This window comes from Streptomyces sp. NBC_00878 (genome assembly GCF_026341515.1).
GTDB lineage: Bacteria > Actinomycetota > Actinomycetes > Streptomycetales > Streptomycetaceae > Streptomyces.
This window is the reverse complement of sequence record NZ_JAPEOK010000001.1, coordinates 7,474,931-7,500,188: the sequence shown is the minus strand read 5'-3', so window position 1 is coordinate 7,500,188 and position 25,258 is coordinate 7,474,931. Positions and strand designations below refer to the sequence as shown.

Sequence of the window (25,258 nt, the reverse complement as noted above, 5' to 3'; positions counted from 1 at the left end):
TGGGAGTGTCCGACGACGCGTCGGCCACCGGGCGCGGACCCACGGCTACGCGCCGGACGCCTGCCTGATCAGGTCGGCGACCGCGTCGGGCTGGGACAGATACACGGAGTGGCTGCCGGGGACCTCCACGGTCGTCGCCCCGAGCCGCTCGGACATCGCCCGCTGCGCCGGCGGCGGGATCATGCGGTCCTCGGTGGCCACGAGGTACCAGCTGGGCTTGGTCCGCCAGGCAGGCCGGGACGCGGCCCCGTTGAGAGCGTCGACGCCCCAGGGGACCTGGGAATCGGCCATGAAGGCCGCCAGGTCGGCCGGAACGTCCGCGGCGAATGAAGCGGCGAACTTGTCCCGGTCCAGGAACAGGAAGCCGTCCCGCGGCGGCAGGATCGGCGGCACCGGGGCTCCGGGCGGCGGGTCGGCGATGAGGCTGCTCACCGACTCGCCCTTGTCCGGGGCGAATGCCGCGATGTAGACGAGGCTGGAGACCTTCTCGTGGTTGCCGGCCTCCGTGATCACGACGCCGCCGTAGGAGTGCCCGACCAGGACGGCCGGCCCGTCGAGGGCGTCGAGGACCTGGTGCGTCGCGGCGACGTCACCGTCGAGGGACAGCGTCGGGTTCTGCACGATGCTGACGCGGTAGCCTTCGCTGCTCAGCGCCTCGTGCACCCCCTGCCATCCGGAACCGTCCACGAAACCGCCGTGGACCAGGACAACGTTCTTGGACTGCGCCTTCTCACTCATCATCTCTCCTGGATTCATCGGACTGATGACGTCACGTGAACGACGCTAGAAGTGACGACGACCTCGCCGATTCCGTCATGTGACGTAGTTCAGGAAGAAGCGGGACCAACGTCCTCCAACTGGTCGAGCGCGTCGCGCAGGGCTGCTCGGGAGGTCACTCCGAGCTTGGGGAAGAGCTGGTAGAGATGGGTGGAGACGGTGCGCGGTGAGAGGAACAGACGCTCGCCGATCTCCTTGTTGGTGAAACCGGCGGCCGCGAGTTTCGCGATTTCCCCCTGCTGGGGCGTCAGGGGGGTTCCCGAGGAAGGCGAACCGCCCTCTCGGTGGCCACCGGTGGCGCGCAGTTCCTGGGCTGCGCGACCGGCCCAGGGGACCGCGCCGAGTCGCTGGAACGTGTCCACCGCGGCAGCCAGGTGGAGCCGGGCCTCGGTGGTGGCTTTGACGCGGCGCAGGTGCTCCCCGTAGTAAAGGTGGACCCGGGCCAGGTCGAAGGGCCAACGCTCGGCCCCGGGCACGGCCAGCGCCTGCTCGAACAAGGCGCCCTCACCACTGTCGGCGGAGAGTCCGGCCGAGGCGAGCAGCAGCGTCTTCAGTCTCGGTGAGATGGCGTCGAGGCCGGCCTTGCGGGCGGCGGCGACGTGCGCCTGGGCCTCACTGCGGCGGCCGGTGCGCACGGCGGCTTCCGTGAGGTCCATCAGCAGCCACAGAGCGTGCGGGACGAACGCCGGAAAGACACCTGCGGGCGCGACAGTCGTTGCCTGCCGGTAGGCCTCCTCGAACGCTCCTCGGCCGAGCGCCGCCAGGGTCCGGGCGTGTGCGACGTAGAAGCGCACGACACCGGCACGCCGCGGCCCGGCCCACTGGTCCATTTCGCCGGTCAGGGTGTCGGTGGCGGCGTAGTCGCCGCGGATCGCGGCCCAGGCAGCACGAAGGTAGCTCCCGGGCAACGCCAGCATCGGGTAGCCGTAGTCATGGCACAAGGCCAGCCCCTCGTTGGCCAGGCGGTTCAGCTCCTCCCACTGCCCGGTGTGCAGCGCGTGGTTGCCGAGCAGGAAGAGCGCCTCGATCGCCGCCGCGACCGCCTCCCCTTTGCGCCCGGCCTCGGCCACCCGCGTGAGCGCCTCGGTGCAGCCGCCGAGCCGGTCGACATAGGCGGACGCGATGCCCACCCGAACGATCTTGATGGGGTCGGACTCGTGGGCGAGCTCCGCGATGGCCCTGTCGAGCTGCTCCAGGTGGTGCGGCCCGCAGCGGACCGGGTCGGCGAAGGTCGCCCTCGTGACGGCCAGGATGCCCGGGTCCGCGGCGAACTTCTCCAGCGCGGCGTCCAGCGGCTGCCACAACTCCGGCCGGCCGCCGAAGAAGCAGACCAGGAGCAGCGTGTGGAGTGCCTCGCCGAGGGTTGAGTCCCGGGGCTCGTACGGCGCGGGCTGCATGGCGACGGCGGAACTGAGCAGTCGGTGCGCGGTGTCGATGTCGCCCGATTCGTTGAGCAGATAGGCGGAGCTCGCGACGGCAGCGGCCAGGGGCCCGGGGCCGGGTGCCGCCCGGTGTGCGTGGTCGAGCAGCCGCGGGACTTCGTGGAGGTCTCCCGTGATGTTGGCGCCGAGGTATGCGGCCTCTGCCAGCCTGCGGGCACGCTGTGCACCGTCGGGGCTCAGGTCCGCGGCACGCAGCAGCGAAGCGATCGCGACGGCGCCGTCGCCACGGCGGCTCATACTGCGCGCGGCCCGCTCCAGCAGCGCGGCCACCTCCTCGTCGGGAACCACGGTGGCCTGACCGAGGTGCCAGGCCTGCCGCTCGGGCTGAGCGGACAGGGGGCGGGCAAGAGCGAGGTGCGCGTTGCGGCGCTGATCGCTCGTGGACAGGTCGACCACGGCCGCGCGGGTCAGTGGATGACGGAACGTCAGATGTCCGGCGCGGTCGTCGACCCGTATCAGCTGGGCGCGCTCGGCGGGCCCGAGTTGCTTCAGGCCGCACCGGCCCGCCACGGCGGCGTGCAGAACGTGCAGATCTCCGGTGCCCTCAAGGGCGGCGAGCAGCAGAAGGTACCGCGTGACCGCCGGAAGGGCGCTGACGCGTGAGGCGAACGCCGCCTGCAGACGGCTGCTCATGGGAAGGTGCCCGGGGAGTGCCTCCGACGCCCTGCGCTGGGAATCGCTCAGGCACACGGGCAGTTCGAGCAGGGCCAGGGGGTTGCCCTGTGCCTGGGCCATCAGGCGCTGCCGGACCCGGGGAGCCAGCGCCGGGTAGCGGCTGACCAGCAGCGTGTCGGCGGCCTGGTCGTCGAGCGGCTCAAGGATGTGAACGGGAAGGCCCGCGTGGTCGAAGAAGCTGTCCGCCCCCGGTCGCTCCGCACACAGCAGGCCGACCTTCGTACCCAGCAGTCGACGGGCCACCAGTCCCAGGACCACCGTGCTGGCGGGATCCATCCACTGCAGATCGTCGAGGATCAGCAACAACGGCTGCTCGCACGTCAGTTGTCTCAGGAGCGCGAGAAGCGCCCGAGCCACGCGCAGGTGTGCGGGCGCCGGACCGCTGCCCTGCCCCAGGGCGACCGTCAGGGCCTCTTTGTGCACCTGGCCGAGTGCGTCGACCTCGCTCATCACCGGCTGGAGGAGTTGCTGGAGACCGCTGAAACCGATGTGGGCTTCGAACTGCACTCCTGTCGCGTGCAAGGCGGGGACGGCGGCGTCCGCCGCTCGGGACACGGCCGCGGCGAGCAGCGCGGTCTTCCCCACCCCCGGCTCCCCGGAGATCAGCAACGTGCCGCCGACGGCCGAAACGCCTTTGAGGAAGGAGTCAATACGCCGCAGGTCGGCCTCACGGCCGACCAACGCCTCACCGGGATCGTCGCGAGCGATCGCATACTGCTCGTCCCCTGGAGGTTCCTGTTCTCCAGTCTCCGTCGTCAGGTGCATGGCCACGCCCTGCCCCCCACTTCTGCGAAGCTGTCGTGCTCCACCGTCCCGGGCTGTCCGTGCGGACACGCCAGGGCTGGGCCGTCACGCCGCTCGGGCTTCCGGCCTCCGGTGGAAGGGATGCGATCAGCTTGTGACGACGGGGGCGCCGACCGCTTCTGTCAGAAGACCTGACCTGGGGCGCCCACCGGGCTAGACGAAGTCCCGTAGCTGGAAGCGTGAGGTGACACCGAGCTTGGGGAACACCCGATTGAGGTGGAAGCCGACGGTGCGGGGGGACAGGAACAGCCGGGCCGCGATCTCCTTGTTGGACAACCCTTGAGCGGCGAGCTGGACGATGGCCAGTTGCTGAGGGGTGAGTTCCATGGTCGCGTCCCGCTGTCGCGCCTCGGCCGTGTCGACACCGGTGGCCCGCAGCTCCGCGGCCGTACGGGTACCCCAGGGGGTCGCCCCGAGGCCTTGGAAGAGCTCCAGTGCCTCGCTCAGGGGAACACGGGCGTCAACCGGCCGCTGACGGCGGCGCAGCCACTCACCCAGGTCGGCGAGAGCGAGGGCGCGCTCGAAGGGCCACTGGTCGCCGCCCGGGTCGAACGCCGCCTCACGGAGAAGATCTTCGGCATGGGCGGCCTCGTCGGCCAGAATGCCCCGGGCTCGGCACAGGATGAGACGCAGTCTCAACGAGGTGTTGGCGGGCAGTTGCCCCATCGCTGCGTCCAGGGTGGCCTGCGCCTCCTTGGACCGGCCGATACGCACGGCGCTCGCCGCCAGGTCGGCGAGTCCGTGGAAGGAGCTGTGGAAGTGTACGGGGCTGCCGTCGCGGTGGAAGAGCCGGCTGAGGTGGAAGTAGGCGGCGTGGTGATCGCCTTCGGCGAGTGCGGCCAGCGCGCTCGCCTGGCGGGTGCGCGCCTCGAAGACACGTGTTCCTCGCAGGTCGAAGTCGTGGGTGGCGTCGGCGAGCGTCTGCTTGGCGCGCCGGCTGTCCCCGCGAACGGCGGCGAGCGCAGCGGCGAGAATATGGCTGCTGACTGTGGCGAGCTCCAGCCCGCCGACGGCGGCTGCGCGATCGGCCTCGCCCACCCCCGCGAGGGCGGCGGCCCAGCGGCCGGCCTCGAACAGGGCTATCGCGTGAGCGGAGGCCACGGTGGCGTTCGATCCCGCGGTGGCCGCCTGGCGCTGGATCTCGAGGTGGGTGCCGAGCAGTTGCACGGCCATCTCGGTCTCGTCCAGGGCCCACGCGGCGGCACCGAGCATCGGGTACGCCCCGAGCGGCTTGTCGTCCTGGGCGGCTGCGTGGCGCAGATGAGCGAGTGCTTCGTCGCGCGAACCGAGCGGATCGCAGCCGCCGAGGATCCACGCCGTGCAGTGGTCGGGGCCTCGGAGGGAGAGACGCCGGTAGCGGCCGAGGATGGCTTCGCGGAAGCGTGGGTCGCCGCTGATGTAGGCGACCGTTGCCGCGGTTCCGAGCGCTTCGACGACCCGTTCGGGGTGGGCGGGCGCCCAGCCGTCGGCTGCTGCCATCAGCCGGTCCATCGCCTCGACGTGCCGGCTGGTCAGGGCCGAGGCCCAGCCGGCGTACTGGTCGGCCTCCGCACGGGCTTCGGCCGTGTCGGCGTCGGCGGCCACCAAGGAAGTCAGTTCCGCCACCCAGCGCGGATGGCCGGCGTGCATCGCGAACTCGGCGGCAGCGTTGAGGCGGCGTACCCGGTCGTCCTTGCGAGGGCTGAGTTGGGCGGCCCGCTCCAGGGTCGTCGCGGCTGCCGCGTAGCCGCCCCGGGCGCGTGCGCGCTCCGCGGTGGCCTCAAGGGCGTCGGCAACGGCTTCGTCCGCGGTGACCGTGGCGGCGGCGCGGTGCCAGGCCCGGCGGTCCTCGTCGAGGTCGGGCACGGACGCGATCAGCCGGTGCGCCTGGCACCGCTGGTCGAACGGTGCGGCGGCCAGCACAGCTGAGCGGACCAAGGGGTGCCGGAACCTGATCACTCCCTGGTGCAGGGCGAGCAGTCCGGCTTTCTCTGCCGCGGACCAGGCTTCGTCCGCGGCCCGTGCGACCTGCGTCCGGCCGGCGAGGACGAGAGCTGTTCCCGGGGCAGGCGGGGGCGAATCGTCCGAGCTCTCGTGCGCGTCCTGAGGGTCGGGCAGGCGGACGTCGCCGAGGATCTCCGCCATGGCGGCCATGTCGGGCAGGTCGGCGACGGCGGCGAGCAGGAGCAGACGGCGTGCGGGCTCCGGCAGGGCATCGAGGTCCGCGGCGAAGAGCTGCTCCAGGCGCTCGGTGAGCGGGAGTTCCAGGCCTGCCGGCTCCTCGCCGGCCGGGCGGGTGGCTGCCGCGCGCGTGAACTCGACCAGGGCGAGCGGGTTGCCCCCGGCCTGCCGCATCACCTGTCGGCGGGTGCGGCCTTGCGGTGGCACCGCAAGAGAGTCGAGCAGGCGTGCGGCCTGTACGTCGTCGAGGTTTTCCAGCCGATGAAGTGTGCTCTGGCGCATCCAGCCGGGCGGCAGTCCTGCCGGGCGGGACGCGAGGAGGAAGCCGACAGGCTCACCTTGGAGGCGTCGGGCGCACAGGCTCAGGAGGTCCTGGGTCGACCGGTCGAGCCACTGCAGGTCATCGATGATCACGAGGAGCGGCCCTGAGTCGGCCCACCGGGACAGGACGCGCAGCAGGGCTCCGGCCAGAGCGAGAGTCCCGCCACCGGCCGCCTCTCCCCCGCGCAGGGCGGCTTCGAGGACCGGCCGGTCCTCGGCGTCGATGTCGGCCAGGCTGCTGCGCCACGGGTGCAGAAGCGCGTCGAGTCCGCTGAAGGCGAGACCGGTCTCCTCGGAGCGGCCGACAACCCAACGGGCCTGCCCGCCTTGGTCGTTGATGCGCTTGGCCGCGACCTCCAGGAGCGAGGTCTTGCCGATTCCCGGCTCGCCCAGCACCAGCAGGGTGCGCTCGGCCGCCCCGGCTTCGGGTCCTGACGTATCGGTCGACAACTCTCCGCGCAGGCGATCAAGAAGGGTGTCGATGGCGTTCAAGGTCTGATCCCGGCCAAGCAGCCTTGTCCGAATCGGCGGCATCGGGCCCCCTACCTGTCGTTCTCCCCCGCGGCCAACCCTAACGCGACTCGACCGGTCGGTCAGGTCGCTGTGGGAGCCCGTTTTCCGATAGGTCGGAGCTCTGTGACCGGAGCGCGTGATGCAGACCCCGCGGCGGAGGAGAAGGAGGTGAACTCCCTTACGGGAGTGACCGTTTCCGCCGGCGCCGCCCGCGCTGCCGACGGGGGAAAGTGTTCGTGTCGTACCTCTTGGCACCCCTCAGGCTGCTCGGTAGCGTGCGCTTCTGTTTGATTCGGAGCAGTTTCGCCTCACTCAGAAGGGCGGTACGCCGGATGCCCCCACTCCGCCGAACCGTACGAAGACTTCGAGGACTCGCCGCTCTGGCACTGGCAGGGACGTTGGTGACGTCCGTTACGTCCGCCATTGCCGCCGATGACCCCACTCCCCCGTCGAACGTCTACACCCTGCTGGAGAATCCGGAGGTGACCGGCGTAGGACAGGAGCCGGCGCACGCCGAGCTGACCCCGTACGCCGACACCCGCAGCGCACTGGCGGCAGAGTCGGACGGACCCTGGACCAAGTCCCTCGACGGGACGTGGAAGCTGCACATGTCGGACCGTCCCGAGGACGTCCCCGAGGACTTCTCCAAGGAGGGTTACAACACCGCCGGCAGCGGCTGGCGCAGCGTTCGCGTCCCGCACACGTGGCAGACGGACGGTCTCGATCATCCGGTGTTCCGCAACATCCCGACCGAGATGTACCCGGACGACCCGCCGAAGGTGCCGCACGACATCAACCCGACCGGCGCCTATGTGCGCACGTTCGAGCTGCCCACGAACTGGAAGGACCGTGAGACCTTCCTCCGCTTCGAGGGTGTGACGAGCGGCTACCTGCTCTGGGTCAACGGCACGTACGTGGGCTATGACCAGGGCGGCTACACCCCGGCCGAGTTCGACATCAGCAAACGGCTGCACGCAGGGAAGAACACCATCGCCCTCCAGGTCCACCGCTGGGGTTCAGGGGCCCATCTGGAGGACGTCGACCAGTGGAGGTTCGCGGGCATCTTCCGCTCGGTCGACCTGTACTCGACGCCCAGGACCTATCTGCGGGACGTCACGATCGGCACCGACCTGGACGCGCAATACCGCGATGCGCGGCTCACGGCCCAGGTGGACGTCGCGGCGAAGGAGACCTCCGGCACGCGGAAGGTCACCGGCACGCTGTACGACCCGCGCGGCCGCGAGGTGACAACGATGTCCGGCACGGTGGACCCGCGGAACGGTGCCGCCTCCGCCACCCTCCGCGCGGACGTCACGGCCCCGGCCAAGTGGACCGACGAGACCCCGAGCCTCTACACGCTGGTCGTCCAACTCGCCGGTCCCGACGGCAGAGTCACCCACACCACCACCCAGCCGGTCGGCTTCCGGGACATCGAGATCAAGGACAGACAGCTCCTGGTCAACGGCGAGCGCATCCTGGTGAAGGGCACCAACCGCGCCGAGACCGACGCGAAGACCGGCCGCCACGCGACCCGCGAGCGCACCGCGTCCGACGTCTCCCTGATGAAGCGGCTCAACATCAACGCCGTACGCACCTCGCACTACCCGTCGGACCCGTACCTGTATGAACTGGCCGACACTCAGGGCCTGTGGATCGCCGACGAGGTGGACATCGAGACCCACCACCACGACAACTGCCCGACCAACTGCCTGGCCGAACGGCCCGAGTGGCAGAAGGCGTTCATGGACCGCCTCACGGCGATGTACGAGCGGGACAAGAACCACCCCAGCGTGCTGATGTGGGACACGGGCAACGAGGCCGGACTCGGCAAGGCGCACTACGCCATGGCCGACTTCCTGGGCGAGAACGACCCGAGCCGCCCCCTGTACCACCAGTCCAACTCACCCGACGGCGACGCCCCGTTCGCCGATGTCTGGGGTACGCGCTATCCCTCGCCGTCGGGCCTGGCAGCCAAGGCGGCGTCCACCACCAAACCCATCATCATGGGCGAGTACGCGCACGCCATGGGCAACTCCCTCGGCAACTTCCGCGAGTTCTGGGACGTCGTGCGCCGATATCCCCAGGTCCAGGGCGGCTTCATCTGGGACTGGGCCGAGCAGAACATCACCCAGCCCCTGATCACCACCCCCGACTCCTCCGGCAACGACATCCTGTCCTACATCACGGGCAAGCCCGACCACGTCACGGGCAAGAGCGGCAAGGCGCTCGAACTCTCCGGTCTCGACGACTTCGTGGAGGTCTACCGGGACCCGGACCTCGACCAGGTCTCCGACGCCCTCACCCTCGACGCCTGGGTGAAACCCGCCGACTGGACAGGTGACTTCACCGTCATCGCCAAGGGGAACCACAGCTACGCCCTCAAGATGGGGGACAAGGACACGCTGGAGTTCTTCGTCTACGGAGACGGCGGGTGGCACACGGCGTCGGCGGACGTCCCCGCCGACTGGTACGGCTCGTGGCACCGCGTCTCCGGCACCTTCGACGGGACCTCGGTCAAGCTGTTCGTCGACGGTAAGCAGGTGGCGGCCACCGACTGGGCCGGTACGGTCGCCTACTCCGCCCAGCCGGTGAACATCGGACGGGACCCGGAGACCGGCCAGGAGAACATCAGCACCCGTATGGCCCACGGCACCATCGACCAGGTCCGCGTCTACCACCAGGCGCTCACCCCGGCGCAACTGGACGCCGACCCCGCCTCCCAGGCCGTCCTGGCCCTGGACTTCGACCGGCTCACCAAGAAGGGCGAGTACGACTCCTACGGCTCCGGCACCGGCGGCGTCGACGGTGTGGTCTCCAGCGACCGCACGGTGCAGCCCGAGGCACGGGCCATGGCGGCGGTGCACGCACCCATCCGGATCACCGACGCGGACGCGACGGACGGCAAGGTCACGGTGCTCAACGAGCGCTCCTTCACCGGCACCCGCGATCTGCGGCTGCGGTGGGAGATCACCGAGGGCGCCCGGGTGATCGACCGGGGGACGCGCCCGCTCTCCCTCACGCCCGGCGAACGGACGGACATCCGCCTGACCACGCCCCCGGCCAACCCGAAGGACGCCGACCGGCAACTGACCGTCGAAGCCGTGCAGGTGAAGGACACGGCGTGGGCCAGGGCCGGGCACACCGTCGCCGTCGAGCAGTTCGGCATCGGCGGCCGGCAACTCGCCGGAGTACTGCCCGCCCGATCGCCCGGCAAGGTGACGGCCACCGAGACGCCGGACCGGATCACCGTGTCCGGCAGGGGCTTCACGTACGCCTTCGACCGCAAGAGCGGCGAGCTGACCTCCATGAAGGCGGGCGGGCGCGAACTGCTCAGCGGTGGTCCCGAGTTGGACGCCTGGCGGGCTCCGGTCAGCAACGAGATCAGCTCCGAGGACGGGCCATGGCGCGCGGCGGGCCTCGACCGGCTGCGGACCGATCCAGGGAAGGTGGAGGTGGCCGAACGGGACGGGTCGGTCACGGTGACCGTGCCCAGCACCGTCGCCGCCCCGGGAGTCAAGGACTCCTCCTTCACCCAGACCATCCGGTACACCGTGACCGGAACCGGTGAGGTGCGCATCGACCACCGGGCCGAGGCGCATGGCGCGGCGCGTAAGGTGCCGTACCTGCCGCGCATCGGCCTGACACTGCAACTCCCCGACCGCTACGACGAGTTCACCTGGTACGGCCGCGGCCCCCAGGAGAACTACAACGACCGCGAGGACGGCTCACCCGTCGGCGTGTACTCGACCGACGCCGACGAGCAGTTCTCCGAATACACCCGGCCACAGGACTACGGAAACCACGAGGACGTCCGCTGGGCGTCCCTCTCCGACGGCCGGAGCGGGCTTCTGGTCTCCGGAACCTCTCAGACCTTCTCCGCAGGTGTCACGCCGTACGAGGATCTCGACCGCGCCGCCTACCCGTTCGCCCTGAAGCGCGACCCCCAGGGCAACACCCTGCACCTGGACCACGCGGTCAGTGGAGTCAGCGAGACCTTCCACACCGTGCTGCCCGAGTACCAGGTGCGGCCCGACCAGGAGTACGCGTACACGCTGCGGCTGCGTCCGCTCACCGGCGACGAGGCGCGCGGCGGCACTCCCCGGGGTCCCGTCGTGTGCACCCCGAGCGCGAAGCTGACCGCGGAGGACACCGGCCTGCCGGCGGGCGAGTCCACCCCGGGCAAGCTGACCGTCACCAACCCCTGTGACAGGCCGCTGACCGATGTCTCAGCGGCCTTCGACGCGCCGGCCGGCTGGAGCGTCGACCCGGGCGCCTCCCCGGACATCGGTGATCTGGCGGCGGGCGAGTCCGCGTCCGTCGACGTCGTGATCACCCGTGGAGACGACGCCCCGGACGGCCGGCGACCGACCGTGGCCGCGGTCTCCGCGGCCTCCACCGGCGGCGCGCGGGTGCGCCACGAGGCGACGGTCGTCGTCGAGGGCACACCGCCCCCGCCGCGCGGGGACGCACCCGTGTCCGACCTGGACTTCATCACGGCGGACAACGGCTGGGGCCCGGTGGAGAAGGACACGAGTAACGGCGAGTCCGCCCCCGGTGACGGCAAACCCCTCACCATCGGCGGCACGTCCTACGACAAGGGGATCGGCGTGCATGCCGACTCGGTCGTGACGGTGTACCTCGGCGGGGCGTGCTCGGCCTTCACCGCGGAGATCGGCCTGGACGACGAGGTGGGCGACGGCGGAAGCACCGCCTTCGAGGTCCTCGCCGACGGAAAGAAGGTCTACGGCAGCGAGGTCCTCACCGGCAAGGACGCGGCCGTGTCCGTCCGGGCCCCGGTCGCCGGCGCGGAGCGTCTCACACTGCGGGTCACCGACGGCGGCGACGGAAACGCACACGACCACGCGGACTGGGGAGCGGCAACGCTGCACTGCAGGACGGGAGGATCCGGCTCATGACATCCACTGTGTGACCGGGGGCCGGGGCAGGCGCATGCCACGCGCCTGCTCCGGCCCGCCTGCTCCGGCCGGTGAGACAGCCACCCGTTTGCCGCCGAGGCCACGGCGGTGGCCGTCAGTCGTTCGCCGCGGCCTTCTTGATCGCTTCGCGGATCCGGGAGTACGTACCGCAGCGGCAGACGTTCTCGATGCGGTCGATGTCGGCGTCGGTCGGATGGGACGTCTTCTTCAGCAGGGCCGCCGCGGCCATGATCTGGCCCGGCTGGCAGAAGCCGCACTGGGCGACATCACGGTCGATCCACGCCTGTTGCACGGGGTGCAGCCTGTCGCCGTCGGCCAGGCCCTCGATCGTGGTGACCTCGCGGTCCGCGCAGTCCGCGACCGGCACGACAGGGCTGGATCTCCCCGCCGTCGAGGTGGCTCGTACAGGCACGGCAGACGCCGACGCCACAGCCGTACTTGGGACCGGTCACGTTCAGCACATCCCGCAGGACCCACAGCAGAGGATCACGGCGACGGCCAGCGACACCAGCGGTGAGAACGCTGCCCCCAGCGTCCGCTCGGGGTCTACGTCGTCGATCAGCGCGCCGGCGGCGAAGCCGACCGGCAGCAGGACGATGAGGGCGGGGGCGACGGCGTCACCCGCTGCCCGTGCGCCCGCTGCGCAGGCCGATACGCCGCCAGACAGCCCGTTGGAATCTGAGCATCAGCACGCCCACCACGATCAGCAGCACGATGTTGAGCAGGAGCTGGATCAGGGATCCGCGCGCCTCGCTCCAGCTGGAGAACGCGCAGGAGACGCCGATGTCGGCGGCGGCCGGGATGGTGGTGACGGAGATGAAGACGCCGAGCAGCGCGCTCGTCCTGGCCTGGGTCAGGGACATGATCCCGACGATGCCGGCCAGCACCGCGACGACGACGGAGAAGAAGCTGGGGGCGTCGATCAGCGTGGCGACCGGCCTGAAGCCCAGGTCGAATGCCTTGGGTTGAAAGTCGAGACCCCGGATCGCCCACGAGAACAGGAAGGTCACCAGGACGGCCAGCAGGAATCCCACGGTCAGGGCGAACAGGCCCTGCCGGATCCTGGTGCCGTTGCCGCGGTCGATGCCCAGCGCGACGCTGGTGATGGCTCCGTACTCCGGTCCTACGACCATCGCCGCGACGATCAGGATCTGGGAGTTGGTGATGATTCCCACCGCCCCGATGACGCCTGCGATGACCAGGTAGACGTAGAAGCTCGGCAGATAGGTGCCCTCGGCGCGAATGCGTGCTTCCACCTCCTCCCAGACCGGCGCGTGCGCGAGTGCCCCGAGCTGCTGCCGCTCCGCCGCGGCGGCGGTGCCGGAGAAGGCCATCTCGACCGGCTCGATGACGATGGATCCGCGGCGGTCGACTTCCAGCTCGCGCAGACCGCGCAGGACGGCGTTGGCGGCGCCCGCCAGGATGTCGCACTCGATCGCGTCGCCGTCGGGGTTGTGCGCCAGTTCGGCGAGGACGACCAGGTTGAAGACATAACGGTCGTCGGTCAGCAGCGCGACCGCCCGGGGGGTGAGATCAGGAGGGCTCACCAGCCGGACGTGGATCATCTCCATGCACCATCTCCATCGCTCGTCCGACGGACCCACCGAGGCACCGTCTGTGACCGACTCCGGCCAGTAACACCCGATGAGCCGGGGTCGGCAAGCCGGGTGCGGTGAGCGACCGATCGGGGACCGCTTCCGACGCGCAGGGGCCACCCGAGTGGCCGATAGTGGACGTAGGGGGCTCTTTCCGAGAACTCGGAGCAGCCATGGACCGCTACCCTCCCATCGCCGAACATGGCCTGGTGGGCGACCTGCAGACCGCCGCGCTCGTCTCGTCGCAGGGTGTCGTGGACTGGTTCGCCGCTCCCCGGTTCGACTCGCCCAGCATTTTCGCCGCCCTCCTCGATCACGACGGCGGCGGGTACATGCGGCTGGCCCCCGAGCACCCCGAGGCGACCTGCAAGCAGCTCTACTACCCCGACACGGCCATTCTGGTGACCCGGTTCATGTCGCCGGACGGAGTGGGCGAGGTGGTCGACTGCATGCCTCCGGACCGGACCCACACCGCCACCGACCGTCACACCCTGATACGCGTCGTGCGTTGCGTGCGGGGGACCGTCGACTTCACGCTCGAATGCCGGCCGCGCTTCGACTACGGCCGCGCCGAGCACCAGCTGGAGCTCGGCGAGAACACCGGCCTGTTCCGGTCCCCGGGGATGGACGCGCACCTGCAGACATCCTTCCCCCTGGAGCGGGACGGCCAGGACGTACGCGGCAGGGTGACGCTGAGCGCCGGCGAGGCGGGCGGCGCCGTGTTCACCGTCTGCGCGTCCGGCGGCGAGGCGCCCGCACCCCCCACGGTCGACGGGATCACCGCCCAGGTCGAGGACACCGGCCGCTTCTGGCAGGACTGGCTGCACCAGTCCCGCTACCGGGGCCGCTGGCCCGAGCTGGTGCACCGTTCGGTCATCACCCTCAAGCTCCTCACCTACGCCCCCACCGGCGCCCTCGTCGCGGCGGCCACCATGGGCCTGCCCGAGCAGGTCGGTGGAGAGCGCAACTGGGACTACCGGTTCACCTGGGTGCGCGACGGCGCGCTGTCCGTGCGGGCCATGCTGGACCTCGGCTTCGTCGAGGAGGCCACCGCCTTCGTCCACTGGATCGTCGACCGGCTGTACGAGCGCGAGGGCAAGGAGGATGAGCCGCTCCAGACGATGTACCGGATCGACGGCAATCCCGACCTGCCGGAGGAGACGCTCGAGCACTTCGAGGGTTATCGCGGCTCCTCCCCCGTCCGCATCGGCAACGGCGCCGCCGACCAGCTCCAGCTCGACATCTACGGGGAGGCCCTCTACGCGGTGTCCCAGGGCCTCGGGATCGCGCAACAGACCACGTACCGGGGATGGAAGGCGGTGGCCGAGACGTTGGACTGGCTCGCCGAGCACTGGGACCGGCCGGACGAGGGCATCTGGGAGACCCGCGGCGGCCGCCAGGACTTCACCTACAGCCGCGTGATGTGCTGGGTCGCCTTCGACCACGGGCTGAGCCTGGCCGAGCACTTCCGCAGGCCCGCCGACATGGAGAAGTGGCGCAGCGCCAGGGACGCCATTTTCGAGCAGGTCATGGAACGCGGCTGGAGCGAGCAGGAGGGCGCCTTCGTCCAGCACTACGGCGGCGACGTCCTGGACGCCTCCCTGCTGCTCATGCCGAGGGTCCGGTTCATCGCCCCGAGGGACCCTGCCTGGCTCGCCACCCTCGACGCGATGGACCGCAAGCTCGTCTCCGACAGCCTCGTCTACCGCTACGACCCTGCCGCATCACCGGACGGGCTGCGCGGCTCGGAGGGCACCTTCAGTCTGTGCACCTTCCTCTACGTCGACGCGCTGGCCCGGGCGGGGCGGCTGCCGCAGGCCCGCTACACCTTCGAGAAGATGCAGACCCACGCCAACCACGTCGGGCTCTTCGCCGAGGAGATCGGTCCGAGCGGGGAGCAACTGGGCAACTTCCCCCAGGCGTTCACCCATCTCTCGCTCATCATGGCGGCCATCACCCTCGACAGTGCGCTCGACGCGGAGCAAGGGCGCTGACCCATGGTCACCCATGCCCGTCCGGCAGGACCGCCTCGGCTGACCGAGGACGAGTTCGCCGTGCTGTACCGGCACCTGCGCTCGCGTACCGCCTGGGCCTCGGGGGACCGGGGCGCTCTGGACGCGCTCACTCCCGCCCGGGTGGTGGCCGCCGCCCGCGAGGTGCGGACCGGCCGGACGGTGACGCTCGCCGCGCCGGTGGAAACACTGCCCGGCCCGGACAATCCGGAGCCCGCGAAGCACTGGATGAGCGGACAGCCGGACGAAGACCCCCCGGGCGGGCTCCACTTCGCGAGGGACAGCTTCGCGATGAACGTGCACGGCGACGCCGACAGCCACCTCGACGCCCTCTGCCACGTGATCTACGACGGCACACTGCACGGCGGCGTGTCCGCGAGCACCGTCACGGCGGACGCGGCCACGGCACTCTCCGTCGAGGCGGCGCGCGACGGGATCGTCGGACGCGGCGTGCTGCTGGACATCCCCCGGCTGCGTGGTGTGCCCTGGCTCGAACCGGGTGATCACGTGACCGCCGACGACCTCACCGCGGCCGAGACGGCCCAGCGTGTCCGCGTGAGCGAGGGCGACCTCCTGTTCGTCCGGGTCGGCCACCGCCGACGCCGCGCCGAACTGGGGGCCTGGCACGCGGCGGACGCGCGCGCGGGGCTCCACCCGTCCGCACTGGAGTTTCTCGCGGACCGGCGGGTCGCCGTGCTCGGCGGTGACGGGAACAACGACACCGCCCCGAGTTCCACCGAGGGCGTCGACTTCCCCGTGCACGTCCTGGCGATCCACGCCATGGGCCTTCACCTGCTGGACTACCTGCAGTTCGAGGACCTGGCACCGGTCTGCGAGGCGGCGGGGCGCTGGTCGTTCCTCTGCGTGATCGCCCCGCTGAGGCTGCCGGACGCCACCGGCTCGCCGGTCAACCCGATCGCCGTCCTGTGACTCCGGCGCCCACGGTCGTGGTGGTCATGGGTGTCTCGGGATCGGGCAAGTCCACCGTGGGGCTTCTGCTCGCGCGGCGGCTCATGGTGCCCTTCCTGGAGGCGGACGACGTCCACCCGGCCGCGAACCGCGCCAAGATGGCCGCCGGCCGCCCACTCGACGACGAGGATCGCCGGCCCTGGCTGCTGTCCATCGCCGAATGGATCCGGGAGGTGACCGACGCCGGTCAGGGCGGGGTGGTGGCGTGCTCGGCCCTCAAGCACACGTACCGGGATCTGTTCCGTAGAGCGGGCGCAGGCGTGTGGTTCCTCTGTCTGGCGCTCGACCGAGGGGCCGCCGACCGACGGGTCGCCGGCCGCGTGGGCCATTTCATGCCCGCCCGGCTGGTGGACTCCCAGTACGCCGCCCTCGAACCGCTGCGGCCGGACGAGCACGGTCTGACCGTCGCCGCGGTGGCCGACCCACAGACCATCGTCGACCAGGCGGTGCGCGCCGTCCGGGCAAGGAAATAAGCGCGCACCTGTTCGACTCCGTCGGGTCGCCACTACCCGACTCACCCGATAGTTTGGAATTTGATGCCAAATGTCCCGAACGTATGACTCCTAGAAACGGGACCCTCTCATGGCCGACGATCAGCACTACGACGTCATCATCATCGGTTCGGGAGCGGGCGGCGGTACGCTCGCGCACCGGCTGGCCCCCACCGGCAAGCGGGTCCTGATCCTGGAGCGCGGCGACTACCTTCCGCGGGAGCGGGACAACTGGGACTCCACCGCCGTCTTCGTCAAGGGCAAGTACCGTGCCCCCGAGTTCTGGTACGACAAGCACGGCAACCAGTTCCCCCCAGAGGTCAATTACTACGTCGGGGGCAACACCAAGTTCTACGGAGCCGCGCTCTTCCGGCTCCGGCCCGAGGACTTCGGCGAACTGCGCCACCACGACGGCATCTCGCCTGCCTGGCCGATCCGTTACGAGGACCTGGAGCCGTACTACACCCAGGCCGAGCACCTCTACCTGGTGCACGGCCGGCACGGCGAGGACCCCACCGGAGGGCCGACCAGCGCGCAGTACGCCTACCCGCCGGTCGAGCACGAGGCGCGCATCCAGCAGCTCAGCGACGACCTCGGCAAGGCCGGCCTGCACCCCTTCCACCTGCCCATCGGCGTGAACCTCACCCAGGACGAGAACGGCCGGGCCACCCATGACAGCGTCTGCATCCGCTGCGACCGGGTCGACGGCTTCCCCTGCCTGGTGGGCGCGAAGTCCGACGCACAGGTGATCTGCGTCGACCCGGCGCTCGAAAACGACAACGTCACGATGGTGACCAACGCCGATGTGCGGCGCCTGGAGACCGACCCCACCGGACGCACCGTCACCAGAGTCGTCGCCGGCCTCGAGAACGGAGTGACCGAGGGATTCAGCGCCGACATCGTGGTGGTCGCCGCCGGCGCGGTCAACTCCGCCGTCCTGCTGCTCCGTTCAGCGGGCGACAAGCATCCCGGCGGCCTGGCCAACAGCTCGGACGTGGTGGGACGCCACTACATGCGGCACAACAACCTCGCGCTCATGGCGGTCTCGAAGGAACCGAACCCCACCAGATTCCAGAAGACCCTGGCGCTGAACGACTGGTACCTGGGCGCGGACGACTGGGAGTATCCGCTCGGCGGCATCCAGATGCTCGGCAAGTCGGACGCCGACCAGATCCACGGCGAGGCGCCGCGCTGGGCCGGTGCCGTCACGCCCGACATGCCCTTCGAGGTACTGGCGCACCATGCCGTCGACTTCTGGCTGTGCGGAGAGGACCTTCCGCTGGCCGAGAGCCGGGTCACCCTCGACAAGGACGACGCCATCCACCTGGCGCTCGACGAGAAGAACAACGTGGCCGGGCTGAAGCGCCTCCAGCACAAGCTGCGGGGCATGCTCGGGCACCTGGGCATGCACGAGCACCATCTGCTGTCGCACAGCATCTACCTGCACAAGGGAATGCCGATCGGCGCCACCGCGCACCAGGCCGGCACCGTGCGGTTCGGCGACGACCCGAAGAGTTCGGCCCTCGACGTCAACTGCAAGGCCCACGACCTCGACAACCTCTACGTCGTGGACACCAGCTTCTTCCCCAGCATCGGCGCGGTGAACCCGTCCCTGACCGCCATCGCCAACGCCCTGCGGGTCGGCGACCACATCGCCGCCCGGCTGAGCTGACGGGGGCGCGCCACTAGGGCCTGTCCGGCGGATCAGGGTCGGACAGGCCCTAAAGGTTGTCCCCCGGTGTTCTGGCGGCACCGGTGTCGGCGTCGGTGAGCTCCTCCAGCTCGCCCATCGTGTCGAGCCGGTACAGCAGCACCAGCGCCGGGCCGACCAGCACGATCGCGATGCCCGTGACGATCACCAGCCAGCGCAGGGTGTGAGCGGCACCGGCCGCCTCGGCCACCGTCAGCGAGGTGGGCAGCACGTAGGGCCGCTGTGCGAAGCCCCAGGCACCGACGACCAGGGCGACACTCGCCACCGAGGTGTAGCGGGACCAGCCGTGGGACCGGCGCAGCAGAAGCACCACCGTGGCCAGACCGCAGACCGCGGCCAGGATGATCAGCACCAGCCCCCAGCCTCCGGTGAGGCCGTCCCAGACGTACCGTGCGTCGTCGTGGGTGACGGGCAGGGCGATGAGCGCGAGGACCACAACGGCGCCGAAGGCGATCAGCGCCCGCAGGCGGAAGTAGTCGACGAGATCGTGCGCGCCGAACCGCAGGGCGTCGGAGCAGAGGAAGACCGCCCCGAGAAAGGCGGTGGCCGCGATGGCCAGCAGACCCACGAGGACGGAGGTTCCATTGGCCCAGGCGTCCGCGGAGGCGTTCGTGCCGACCTTGACCCGGCCGGAGGCGATGCCGCCGAGGACCGCCCCGAGGAAGAACGGCGTCACCAGTGACGAGACGGCGAACACCGCGCCGTAGATCCGTCGTTGGGCCAGGCGGCGGGACGGCTTGCGCAGGGCGAACCCGGCACCGCGGAGCACCAGGCCGACGGCGGCGAGGGCGAGCGGCAGCCACATCGCGGAGAACACGGCCTGGAACATCGTCGGGAAGCCGGTCCACATGATGACCAGAACGAAGATCAGCCAGACGTTGTTGGCCTCCCAGACCGGGGCCATGGCGTGGTCGATGAGCCAGCGGGGCCGTTTGCCGCGCTCCGCGCCGCCGGCCATGAGGTCCCAGAAGCCCGCGCCGTAGTCGGTGCCTCCGGCGCAGGCGTAGGCGGCGATCGCGAGCACCAGCACCCATGCGATGAATTCGGCCACTCCTACGCACCGCCGGAGGTGTGGTCGGACCCGCCACCGGGCGCGGCCCCGGCGGCTGCGGGCTCGGGCTCGCTCCGGGGCCCGTAGGGGGTGTCGGTCTCCGGCGGCAGTGCGGCGCGCACGTCGGCCGAGCCTTCGTCGGCGATGCGCCAGCGAGTGCGCATCTTCAGGATGACGGCGAGGAACGCGCCGAAAACAGCTACGTACACGGCCATGACGATGCCGAGCATCGCCCACAGCGATCCGGCGCGCGTGCTGGTCACCGCCTCCGAGACCCTCATGTGGTTGTAGACGATCCAGGGCTGGCGGCCGACCTCCGTGGTGATCCAGCCGCACTCCACGGTGACCAGGCAGGCGACTCCCGCGATCGCGGCGCAGCGGTAGAACCAGCGGCTGCGGGGGTTGTCCCGATGCCGCCACCAGGACCAGGCGTACCAGAGCGCGAGCAGGATCAGCACGCTGCCGACGGTGACCATGATGTCGAAGGCCCAGTGGGCGATGGTGGCCTGAGTCGCCGTCGGGCGGTCGCTCGCGGGGACCGACGACAGGCCCGTCACCTTGGTGTCCGGGCTGAATCCGGCGAGGATCGAGTCCAGCTGGGGGATCTTGAGACCGCCGGAGATCGTTCCGTCGGGATGCAGACGCCCGAACATGTACTCCGGTACGTGGGTGTCGGTCTTCCAGACGATCTCCGTGGCGGCGAACTTGATCGGCTGCTTGTGGAAGACGGCGCGAGCGGCGGAGTCGCCGAGCATGAACTGGACCGGAGTGAGAATCGCGGCAACCGTGAAGGGCACGGTGAAGCCGAGCCGGTGGTATCGGTCGCGGCGCCCGCGCAGCCAGCCGACCGCGTACACGCCGGCGACCACGTAACCGGCGGTCAGGAGCATCGCGACCACGAAGTGCCAGTACTCGGGGCCGAACATCGGTGTGAAGATCGCCTGCTGCACGTTGACGTCGACGGGATTGCCCTGGGCGTCCAGGCGGAACCCCTGTGGGGTGTTCATCCAGGAGTTGGCCGCGATGATGCCGAACGTCCCCATCAGGGCGGTCAGCGGCAGCGGTACGGCGAGCCAGAAGTGGGTCCAGGGCTTGAGGCGGCGCCAGCCGTAGAGGTAGATGGCGATCAGGACGGCCTCCAGGAAGAACGCCCATGCCTCGATGCCGAACCCGAGGCCGAACACGTCTCCCCAGCGCCCCATCATGCCGGGCCACAGCAGTCCGAACTCGAAGGACAGCACGGTGCCGGTGATGATGCCGATGGCGAACTGGACGGCCATCACCGCCGACCAGCGCCGGGCGAGTGTGAGGGCGACGGGGTCGCCCTGGCGGAGCGCCCGGTGGTGCATCAGCAGAGTGATGAACGGCAGTGCCACCCCGAACGGGACCAGCAGGATGTGTGAGGCCAGGGTGAAGGCCATCAGCTCCCGAGCCGGCAGGAGTTGGTCCGGTGTGTTCGCGAGATGGGCCGCGGTGCTGAACATGTGCGCCTCGGGGGTCTGCCCCGCATGAGGAGGCGGGGCTGAGGAAGGACGGGTTGTGGAGGGGACGGCCCGGCAAGGCCGGCCGAGGACGGCGTCAGGAATGTGGCGGGGGCGCCTTCGACTCGGGCGGCCCGGCGGCCGGCGCGTCGGTGTCGGGCAGGGTGAAGGCGCGTTCGCGGCGCGAGCTGGTGGCGAAGGCGACGGACCAGCTGAGCACCGCTCCCAGCCTGCTGCGGAAGCCGGTGAGGAAGGCCAGGTGGATGAAGAGCCAGGCGAGCCAGCCGGTGAAGCCCGACAGATGCAGCGGGCCGGCCTTGACGACGGCCCGGCCGCGGGCGATGTAGGCGGCGCTGCCGAGATCCACGTACGTGAAGGGCTTCGGCTTCTTCGTCCTGCCTTCGACGGCGTGGCGCACACTCCGGCCCGCGTACGCACCCGACTGCATGGCGACCTCGGCCAGGCCCGGCAGCCGGTTCAGGCTCATCACGTCGCCCGTGACGCGGATCTCCGGATGGCCGGGGACGGTGAGGTCGGGTCCGACGAGGATGCGTCCGGCCCGGTCCTGTTCGGCACCGGTTGCCCGGGCCAGCGCGGCGGCGATCGGCGGCGCCTCGACGCCCGCCGTCCACAGCACGGTGCGTGCGTCGAACCGGGTCGTCCTGCCGTCGTGGTCTCGTACCGTCAGGCCGTGCGCGTCGATGTCGGTGACCATCGTGCCCAGGTGGAGCTCGACGCCGAGGTGCCGCAGGGTTCGGGCCGCACGGTGGGCCAGCGGAGGGCCGAACGCGCCCAGCACCGCGTCGGACCCCTCGAAAAGCAGCACCCGGGCCTTGGCGGAATCGATCCTCTGGAACTCCCGGTCGAGCGTGTGGCCGGCGATCTCCCGGATCTGTCCCGCGAGTTCGACACCGGTCGGGCCGCCGCCGACGAGCGCGAAGGTGAGCCACTGTTGCCGTTCGCCGTCGTCCGCTGCCGTTTCGGCCATCTCGAACGCCCGGTAGATCCGTCGGCGGATGTCGAGGGCGTCGTTCAGGGTCTTCATGCCGGGGGCGTACGTGGCGAACTCGTCGTGCCCGAAGTAGGACTGGCGCATGCCGACCGCGACGATCAGATCGTCGTACGGCAGCTCGACGGCTCCGCCCTCGGGTCGCCGGGCGTGGACCAGCCGGGCGCCGGCATCCACGTCGGTGGCTTCGGCCAGCACGCAGCGCACATTGTGGTGGCGCCGCAGGACCCCGCGCAGCGGTTGGGCGATCTGCCCCTCGGACAGGATTCCGGAGGCGCACTGGTACAGCAGCGGCTGGAAGAGGTGGTGGGCGCGGCGGTCGACCACGGTCACCGCGACCGGTGACTTCCGCAGGGCACGGGCGGCGAACAGTCCGGCGAACCCCCCGCCCAGGATCACCACCCGGCGGGGCGTGATGTGATCCTGCATCGGAGATCAGCCTCCGGTGGCGAAGCCGGGGAAGAGCGTCATTCCGCCGTCGACGTAGAGGGTGGCGCCGACGACGTAGTCGAGCAGGTCGGACGCCATGGCGACGACGGCGTTGGCGATGTCGTCCGGGTCGCCCACGCGGCGGTACGGGATCAGCTTGAGGAGCTCGGCCTCGGCCTCGGGGGTGGACCAGGCGTCGCGGTTGATCGGCGTGCGGATGGCGCCGGGCGCGACCGCGTTGACCCTGATCCGCTGGGGGGCCAGCTCCTGGGCGAGTGTCTGCATCAGCATGCCCACACCGCCCTTGGAGGAGGCGTAGTTCACGTGCCCCGCCCACGGGACGATCTGGTGGACCGAGCTCATGCAGATGATCTTTCCCGCCGACCGGGAGACCTCCTCCACCACGCCGCGCCGCATGAACTCCTTGGCGGCCTCCCGCGCGCACAGGAACTGGCCGGTCAGGTTGACGTCGATGACCTTCTGCCACTGGGCGAGTGTCATCTCCGTCAGGGCCGCGTCCCGCTGGAGGCCCGCGTTGGCCACCATGATGTCGATGGTGCCGAACTCCTCGACCATCCGCGCGACCATGGCGGTCACCTGGTCCTCGTCGGACACGTCGGCCTCGTGGGCGTAGGCGCGGACCCCGAAGCCCTCGATCTCCTTCACGACGTTCTCTGCCTCGTGCGCACCGACGACGTAGTTCACCACGACGTCCGCCCCGGCCCGGCCCAGGGCAACGGCGGTCGCCAGGCCGATGCCCGAGTTGGCACCGGTCACCAGCGCCTTCTGGCCCCTGAGAAGCTGCGCGGACGCCGTCCCGCGGTTCTCGACTTTCGCTGCCACCACGATCTCTCCTTGGGCGATTCGGACGGTACGCCCTCAGGAAAGGGGCGACGCGCATGAGATAGGCCGGGGCTCGGCCGGCCCGCCAGGACAGACACAGGAGCCATCGCACACTCGGCCACCAGACGAAAGCACCCTGCCGCGCGGGCGAGACCAACCGGCACGCGGTGCCGCCTATTTCGGCGCGGCACGTCACACAGTCGGGCTACGGGCCGCCGGCGTTCCCGCCGTTCATCCGGCTGCGCTTGTGGGGATGCCGGGTGAGCGCGGAGTACCTGCGTGCCGGTATGGGCGGAGCATCGGCCGACGGGTCCCCGGCCGCGAAGAACGCCGTACGCCGCCGCTATGGCTCCGTCGACCGGGGCTGGGTCTTCGGGATCCTGTGGGTGAAGAACAGTGCGAGGAGAGCGGTGAAGGCGAGGATGGCGAGTGCGGCGCGCAGACCGTCGAGTCTGGCGGCGGCGTTCGCGTCGAGTGCCGCCTGAGTCACCTCCGTGCTCGTGCCCGCCTCGTCGAGGGCGGTCTTGAGCTGGGCGTCGGACAAGAACGGTACGCCGCTTTCGAGTTCGACGGTCGCCTGGCTCTTGACCTCGGCCGGGACTGCCGGATTCTGCTCCACGCTGGTCAGGAACGAAGACGTGAGCGCGGCGATCATGATCGACCCGGCGAGTGCCGTACCGATCGAGGCGCCGAGGTTGGTGGCGGCGTTCTGGACGCCGCCGACTTCCGCGCTCTGTGCCTCAGGCACCGCGGACACGGTGACCGAACCGAGCTGGGACGCCAGCGCGCCCATGCCGAGCCCGATCAACAGCAGGGGGATGGTGACGATTTCCGCGCCGGCGTCCGCGTCGAGCGCGGCCATCAGGGCCACCGCGCCCGCGAGCATCGCGAGGATCCCCAGCCGTACCACCCGCCGCGGCGAGACATTCGGCAAGAAGCGCGGGATCAGGATCGCGGCCGCCAGCAGTGTCACGGAGAGCGGCAGGATGTGGGCACCGGTCTTGAGTGCGGACAGGCCCAGCGCCACCGACAGATAGAGCGGTACGACGAAGAAGACGCCCATTTGCACGAGGTACTGGAAGAAGAACATCGTGAGTCCGCCGCTGAGCTGCTTGTTGTGCAGCATGGCCGGGTCGATGAGTGGTTCCCTGTGCCGCTTCACCATGCGGGCCTCCCAGCGCAGGAAGAGCCAGATCAGAAGCAGACCTGCCAGCATCAGCCACACGACCAGCGAGACCCCGAGCCATGAAGGCGCGTCGGGCTTCGGCCGGAACCAGCCCCATTCGTCCGAGCGGAGCACGCCGTAGACGAAGATCCCGAGCCCCGCGGCGGAGAGCACCACGCCGACGAGATCGATGCGCGGACGTTCGTCGCTCGGCACGTCGGCGATGCGGCGGGCGAGCACCAGGATGCCGAGCACGAGCAGGACCTCACCGGCGAAGACCCATCGCCAGGAGAAGTACGTCGTCGCGACACCCCCGATGAGCGGTCCGACCGCGATCGCCACGGCCCCTGCGGCCGCGACGAGTCCGTAGGCGGCGGGACGGCGTTCGGTGGCGAAGTTGCCGGCCACGAGCGCCACGATCGCGGGCAGGATGAGTGCCGCTCCGATCCCTTCGAGGAACGACCAGCCGAGCAGCAGCACGGGCAGGTTCGGTGCCAGCGCCGTGGTGAGGGAGCCGCAGCCGTAGATGACGCAGCCGATCGTGAACGCGCGTTTGCGGCCGATCAGCGCGCCGACCTTGCCGCCGGGGATCATGAACATCGCCATCACGAGGGTGTAGGCCGTGATGGCGCCTTGGATACCCGTCACCGTCGTGCCCACGTCTTCGGCCACCGTCGCGATCGAGACGTTCATGACCGAGCTGTCGAGCGCCATCAGGAACTGACCGGCCGAGAGTGTCAGCAGAACGATTCGAGCCGTTGCCGAACTCTCAGCAGTGCCTGCCTCGGGAGCCATGGGCGGAATCGTCCCAGCGGCCCCGGAGGACGGATCCGCGCCCCGCACAGAGATCAACTGATTGGCGGAGCCGACGGC

14 protein-coding genes and 1 pseudogene are annotated in these 25,258 nt (G+C 70.2%); 5 read left to right on the top strand and 10 right to left on the bottom strand.

From position 1 onward, the window contains the following. Nucleotides 1-45: 45 nt before the first annotated feature. The 3 genes from OHA11_RS32465 to OHA11_RS32455 form a co-directional block, all read right to left on the bottom strand. Nucleotides 46-738 carry an alpha/beta fold hydrolase gene (locus tag OHA11_RS32465; protein ID WP_266507620.1) on the bottom strand — a complete coding sequence of 231 codons (693 nt, stop codon included), beginning with the start codon at nt 736-738 and terminating at the stop codon, nt 46-48. Between the two features lie 89 nt (nt 739-827). After that, entirely contained in the window at nt 828-3,659 is a 2,832-nt protein-coding gene (locus tag OHA11_RS32460) for a LuxR family transcriptional regulator (RefSeq protein WP_266507618.1), read from the bottom strand. Nucleotides 3,660-3,851: 192 nt separating this feature from the next. Next, nucleotides 3,852-6,713, bottom strand: coding sequence for an AAA family ATPase (locus OHA11_RS32455; RefSeq protein WP_266502446.1), 2,862 nt, complete (start codon nt 6,711-6,713; stop codon nt 3,852-3,854). A 380-nt stretch (nt 6,714-7,093) separates the two neighbouring features. On the opposite strand from OHA11_RS32455, the gene OHA11_RS32450 reads away from it, so the two are divergent. Then, entirely contained in the window at nt 7,094-11,608 is a 4,515-nt protein-coding gene (locus OHA11_RS32450) for a glycoside hydrolase family 2 TIM barrel-domain containing protein (RefSeq protein WP_266502444.1), read from the top strand. Nucleotides 11,609-11,723: 115 nt separating this feature from the next. Here the strand turns inward: OHA11_RS32450 and OHA11_RS32445 are convergent. Both OHA11_RS32445 and OHA11_RS32440 read right to left on the bottom strand, forming a co-directional pair. Further along, nucleotides 11,724-12,111: pseudogene (locus OHA11_RS32445) on the bottom strand ((2Fe-2S)-binding protein). 135 nt (nt 12,112-12,246) lie between these two features. After that, nucleotides 12,247-13,200: a DUF389 domain-containing protein gene (locus tag OHA11_RS32440; RefSeq protein WP_266502442.1), complete on the bottom strand. Its 954-nt coding sequence runs from the start codon at nt 13,198-13,200 to the stop codon at nt 12,247-12,249. Between the two features lie 197 nt (nt 13,201-13,397). Here OHA11_RS32440 and OHA11_RS32435 point away from each other — a divergent pair, with 197 nt between their 5' ends. From OHA11_RS32435 to OHA11_RS32420, 4 genes are all read left to right on the top strand, one after another. Next, the gene (locus tag OHA11_RS32435; protein ID WP_266502440.1) at nt 13,398-15,218 is read left to right on the top strand and encodes a glycoside hydrolase family 15 protein; all 1,821 of its coding nucleotides are present in this window, start codon (nt 13,398-13,400) and stop codon (nt 15,216-15,218) included. Nucleotides 15,219-15,221: 3 nt separating this feature from the next. Then, nucleotides 15,222-16,166 carry a cyclase family protein gene (locus OHA11_RS32430; RefSeq protein ID WP_266502438.1) on the top strand — a complete coding sequence of 315 codons (945 nt, stop codon included), beginning with the start codon at nt 15,222-15,224 and terminating at the stop codon, nt 16,164-16,166. Next, entirely contained in the window at nt 16,163-16,678 is a 516-nt protein-coding gene (locus OHA11_RS32425; protein WP_266502436.1) for a gluconokinase, read from the top strand. Before OHA11_RS32430 ends, OHA11_RS32425 begins: the two co-directional genes overlap by 4 nt. Nucleotides 16,679-16,787: 109 nt before the next feature. After that, a complete protein-coding gene (locus OHA11_RS32420) occupies nt 16,788-18,368 on the top strand; it encodes a GMC oxidoreductase (protein WP_266502434.1) in 1,581 nt (526 codons plus the stop codon). Between the two features lie 49 nt (nt 18,369-18,417). On the opposite strand, the gene OHA11_RS32415 is transcribed toward OHA11_RS32420, so the two are convergent. From OHA11_RS32415 to OHA11_RS32395, 5 genes are all read right to left on the bottom strand, one after another. Beyond that, nucleotides 18,418-19,458: a cytochrome d ubiquinol oxidase subunit II gene (locus tag OHA11_RS32415; protein WP_266502432.1), complete on the bottom strand. Its 1,041-nt coding sequence runs from the start codon at nt 19,456-19,458 to the stop codon at nt 18,418-18,420. Between the two features lie 2 nt (nt 19,459-19,460). Then, on the bottom strand, nt 19,461-20,942 hold the full coding sequence (locus OHA11_RS32410) for a cytochrome ubiquinol oxidase subunit I (protein ID WP_266502430.1): 1,482 nt from the start codon (nt 20,940-20,942) through the stop codon (nt 19,461-19,463). 94 nt (nt 20,943-21,036) lie between these two features. Continuing rightward, entirely contained in the window at nt 21,037-22,377 is a 1,341-nt protein-coding gene (locus OHA11_RS32405; RefSeq protein WP_266502428.1) for an NAD(P)/FAD-dependent oxidoreductase, read from the bottom strand. A 6-nt stretch (nt 22,378-22,383) separates the two neighbouring features. Beyond that, nucleotides 22,384-23,220, bottom strand: a complete 837-nt coding sequence (locus tag OHA11_RS32400; RefSeq protein ID WP_266507617.1) for an SDR family oxidoreductase — start codon at nt 23,218-23,220, stop codon at nt 22,384-22,386. Between the two features lie 343 nt (nt 23,221-23,563). Then, complete coding sequence (locus OHA11_RS32395; RefSeq protein ID WP_266507616.1) at nt 23,564-25,180, bottom strand: MFS transporter; 1,617 nt, start codon at nt 25,178-25,180, stop codon at nt 23,564-23,566. Nucleotides 25,181-25,258: the final 78 nt, after the last annotated feature.

Excerpts from the sequence above, each read along its gene's own strand:
- OHA11_RS32465 (WP_266507620.1), bottom strand. The coding sequence starts at position 738 with ATGAGTGAGAAGGCGCAGTCCAAGAACGTTGTCCTGGTCCACGGCGGT.
- OHA11_RS32460 (WP_266507618.1), bottom strand. The coding sequence starts at position 3,659 with ATGCACCTGACGACGGAGACTGGAGAACAGGAACCTCCAGGGGACGAG.
- OHA11_RS32455 (WP_266502446.1), bottom strand. The coding sequence starts at position 6,713 with ATGCCGCCGATTCGGACAAGGCTGCTTGGCCGGGATCAGACCTTGAAC.
- OHA11_RS32440 (WP_266502442.1), bottom strand. The coding sequence starts at position 13,200 with ATGGAGATGATCCACGTCCGGCTGGTGAGCCCTCCTGATCTCACCCCC.
- OHA11_RS32435 (WP_266502440.1), top strand. The coding sequence starts at position 13,398 with ATGGACCGCTACCCTCCCATCGCCGAACATGGCCTGGTGGGCGACCTG.
- OHA11_RS32430 (WP_266502438.1), top strand. The coding sequence starts at position 15,222 with ATGGTCACCCATGCCCGTCCGGCAGGACCGCCTCGGCTGACCGAGGAC.
- OHA11_RS32420 (WP_266502434.1), top strand. The coding sequence starts at position 16,788 with ATGGCCGACGATCAGCACTACGACGTCATCATCATCGGTTCGGGAGCG.
- OHA11_RS32410 (WP_266502430.1), bottom strand. The coding sequence starts at position 20,942 with ATGTTCAGCACCGCGGCCCATCTCGCGAACACACCGGACCAACTCCTG.
- OHA11_RS32405 (WP_266502428.1), bottom strand. The coding sequence starts at position 22,377 with ATGCAGGATCACATCACGCCCCGCCGGGTGGTGATCCTGGGCGGGGGG.
- OHA11_RS32395 (WP_266507616.1), bottom strand. The coding sequence starts at position 25,180 with ATGGCTCCCGAGGCAGGCACTGCTGAGAGTTCGGCAACGGCTCGAATC.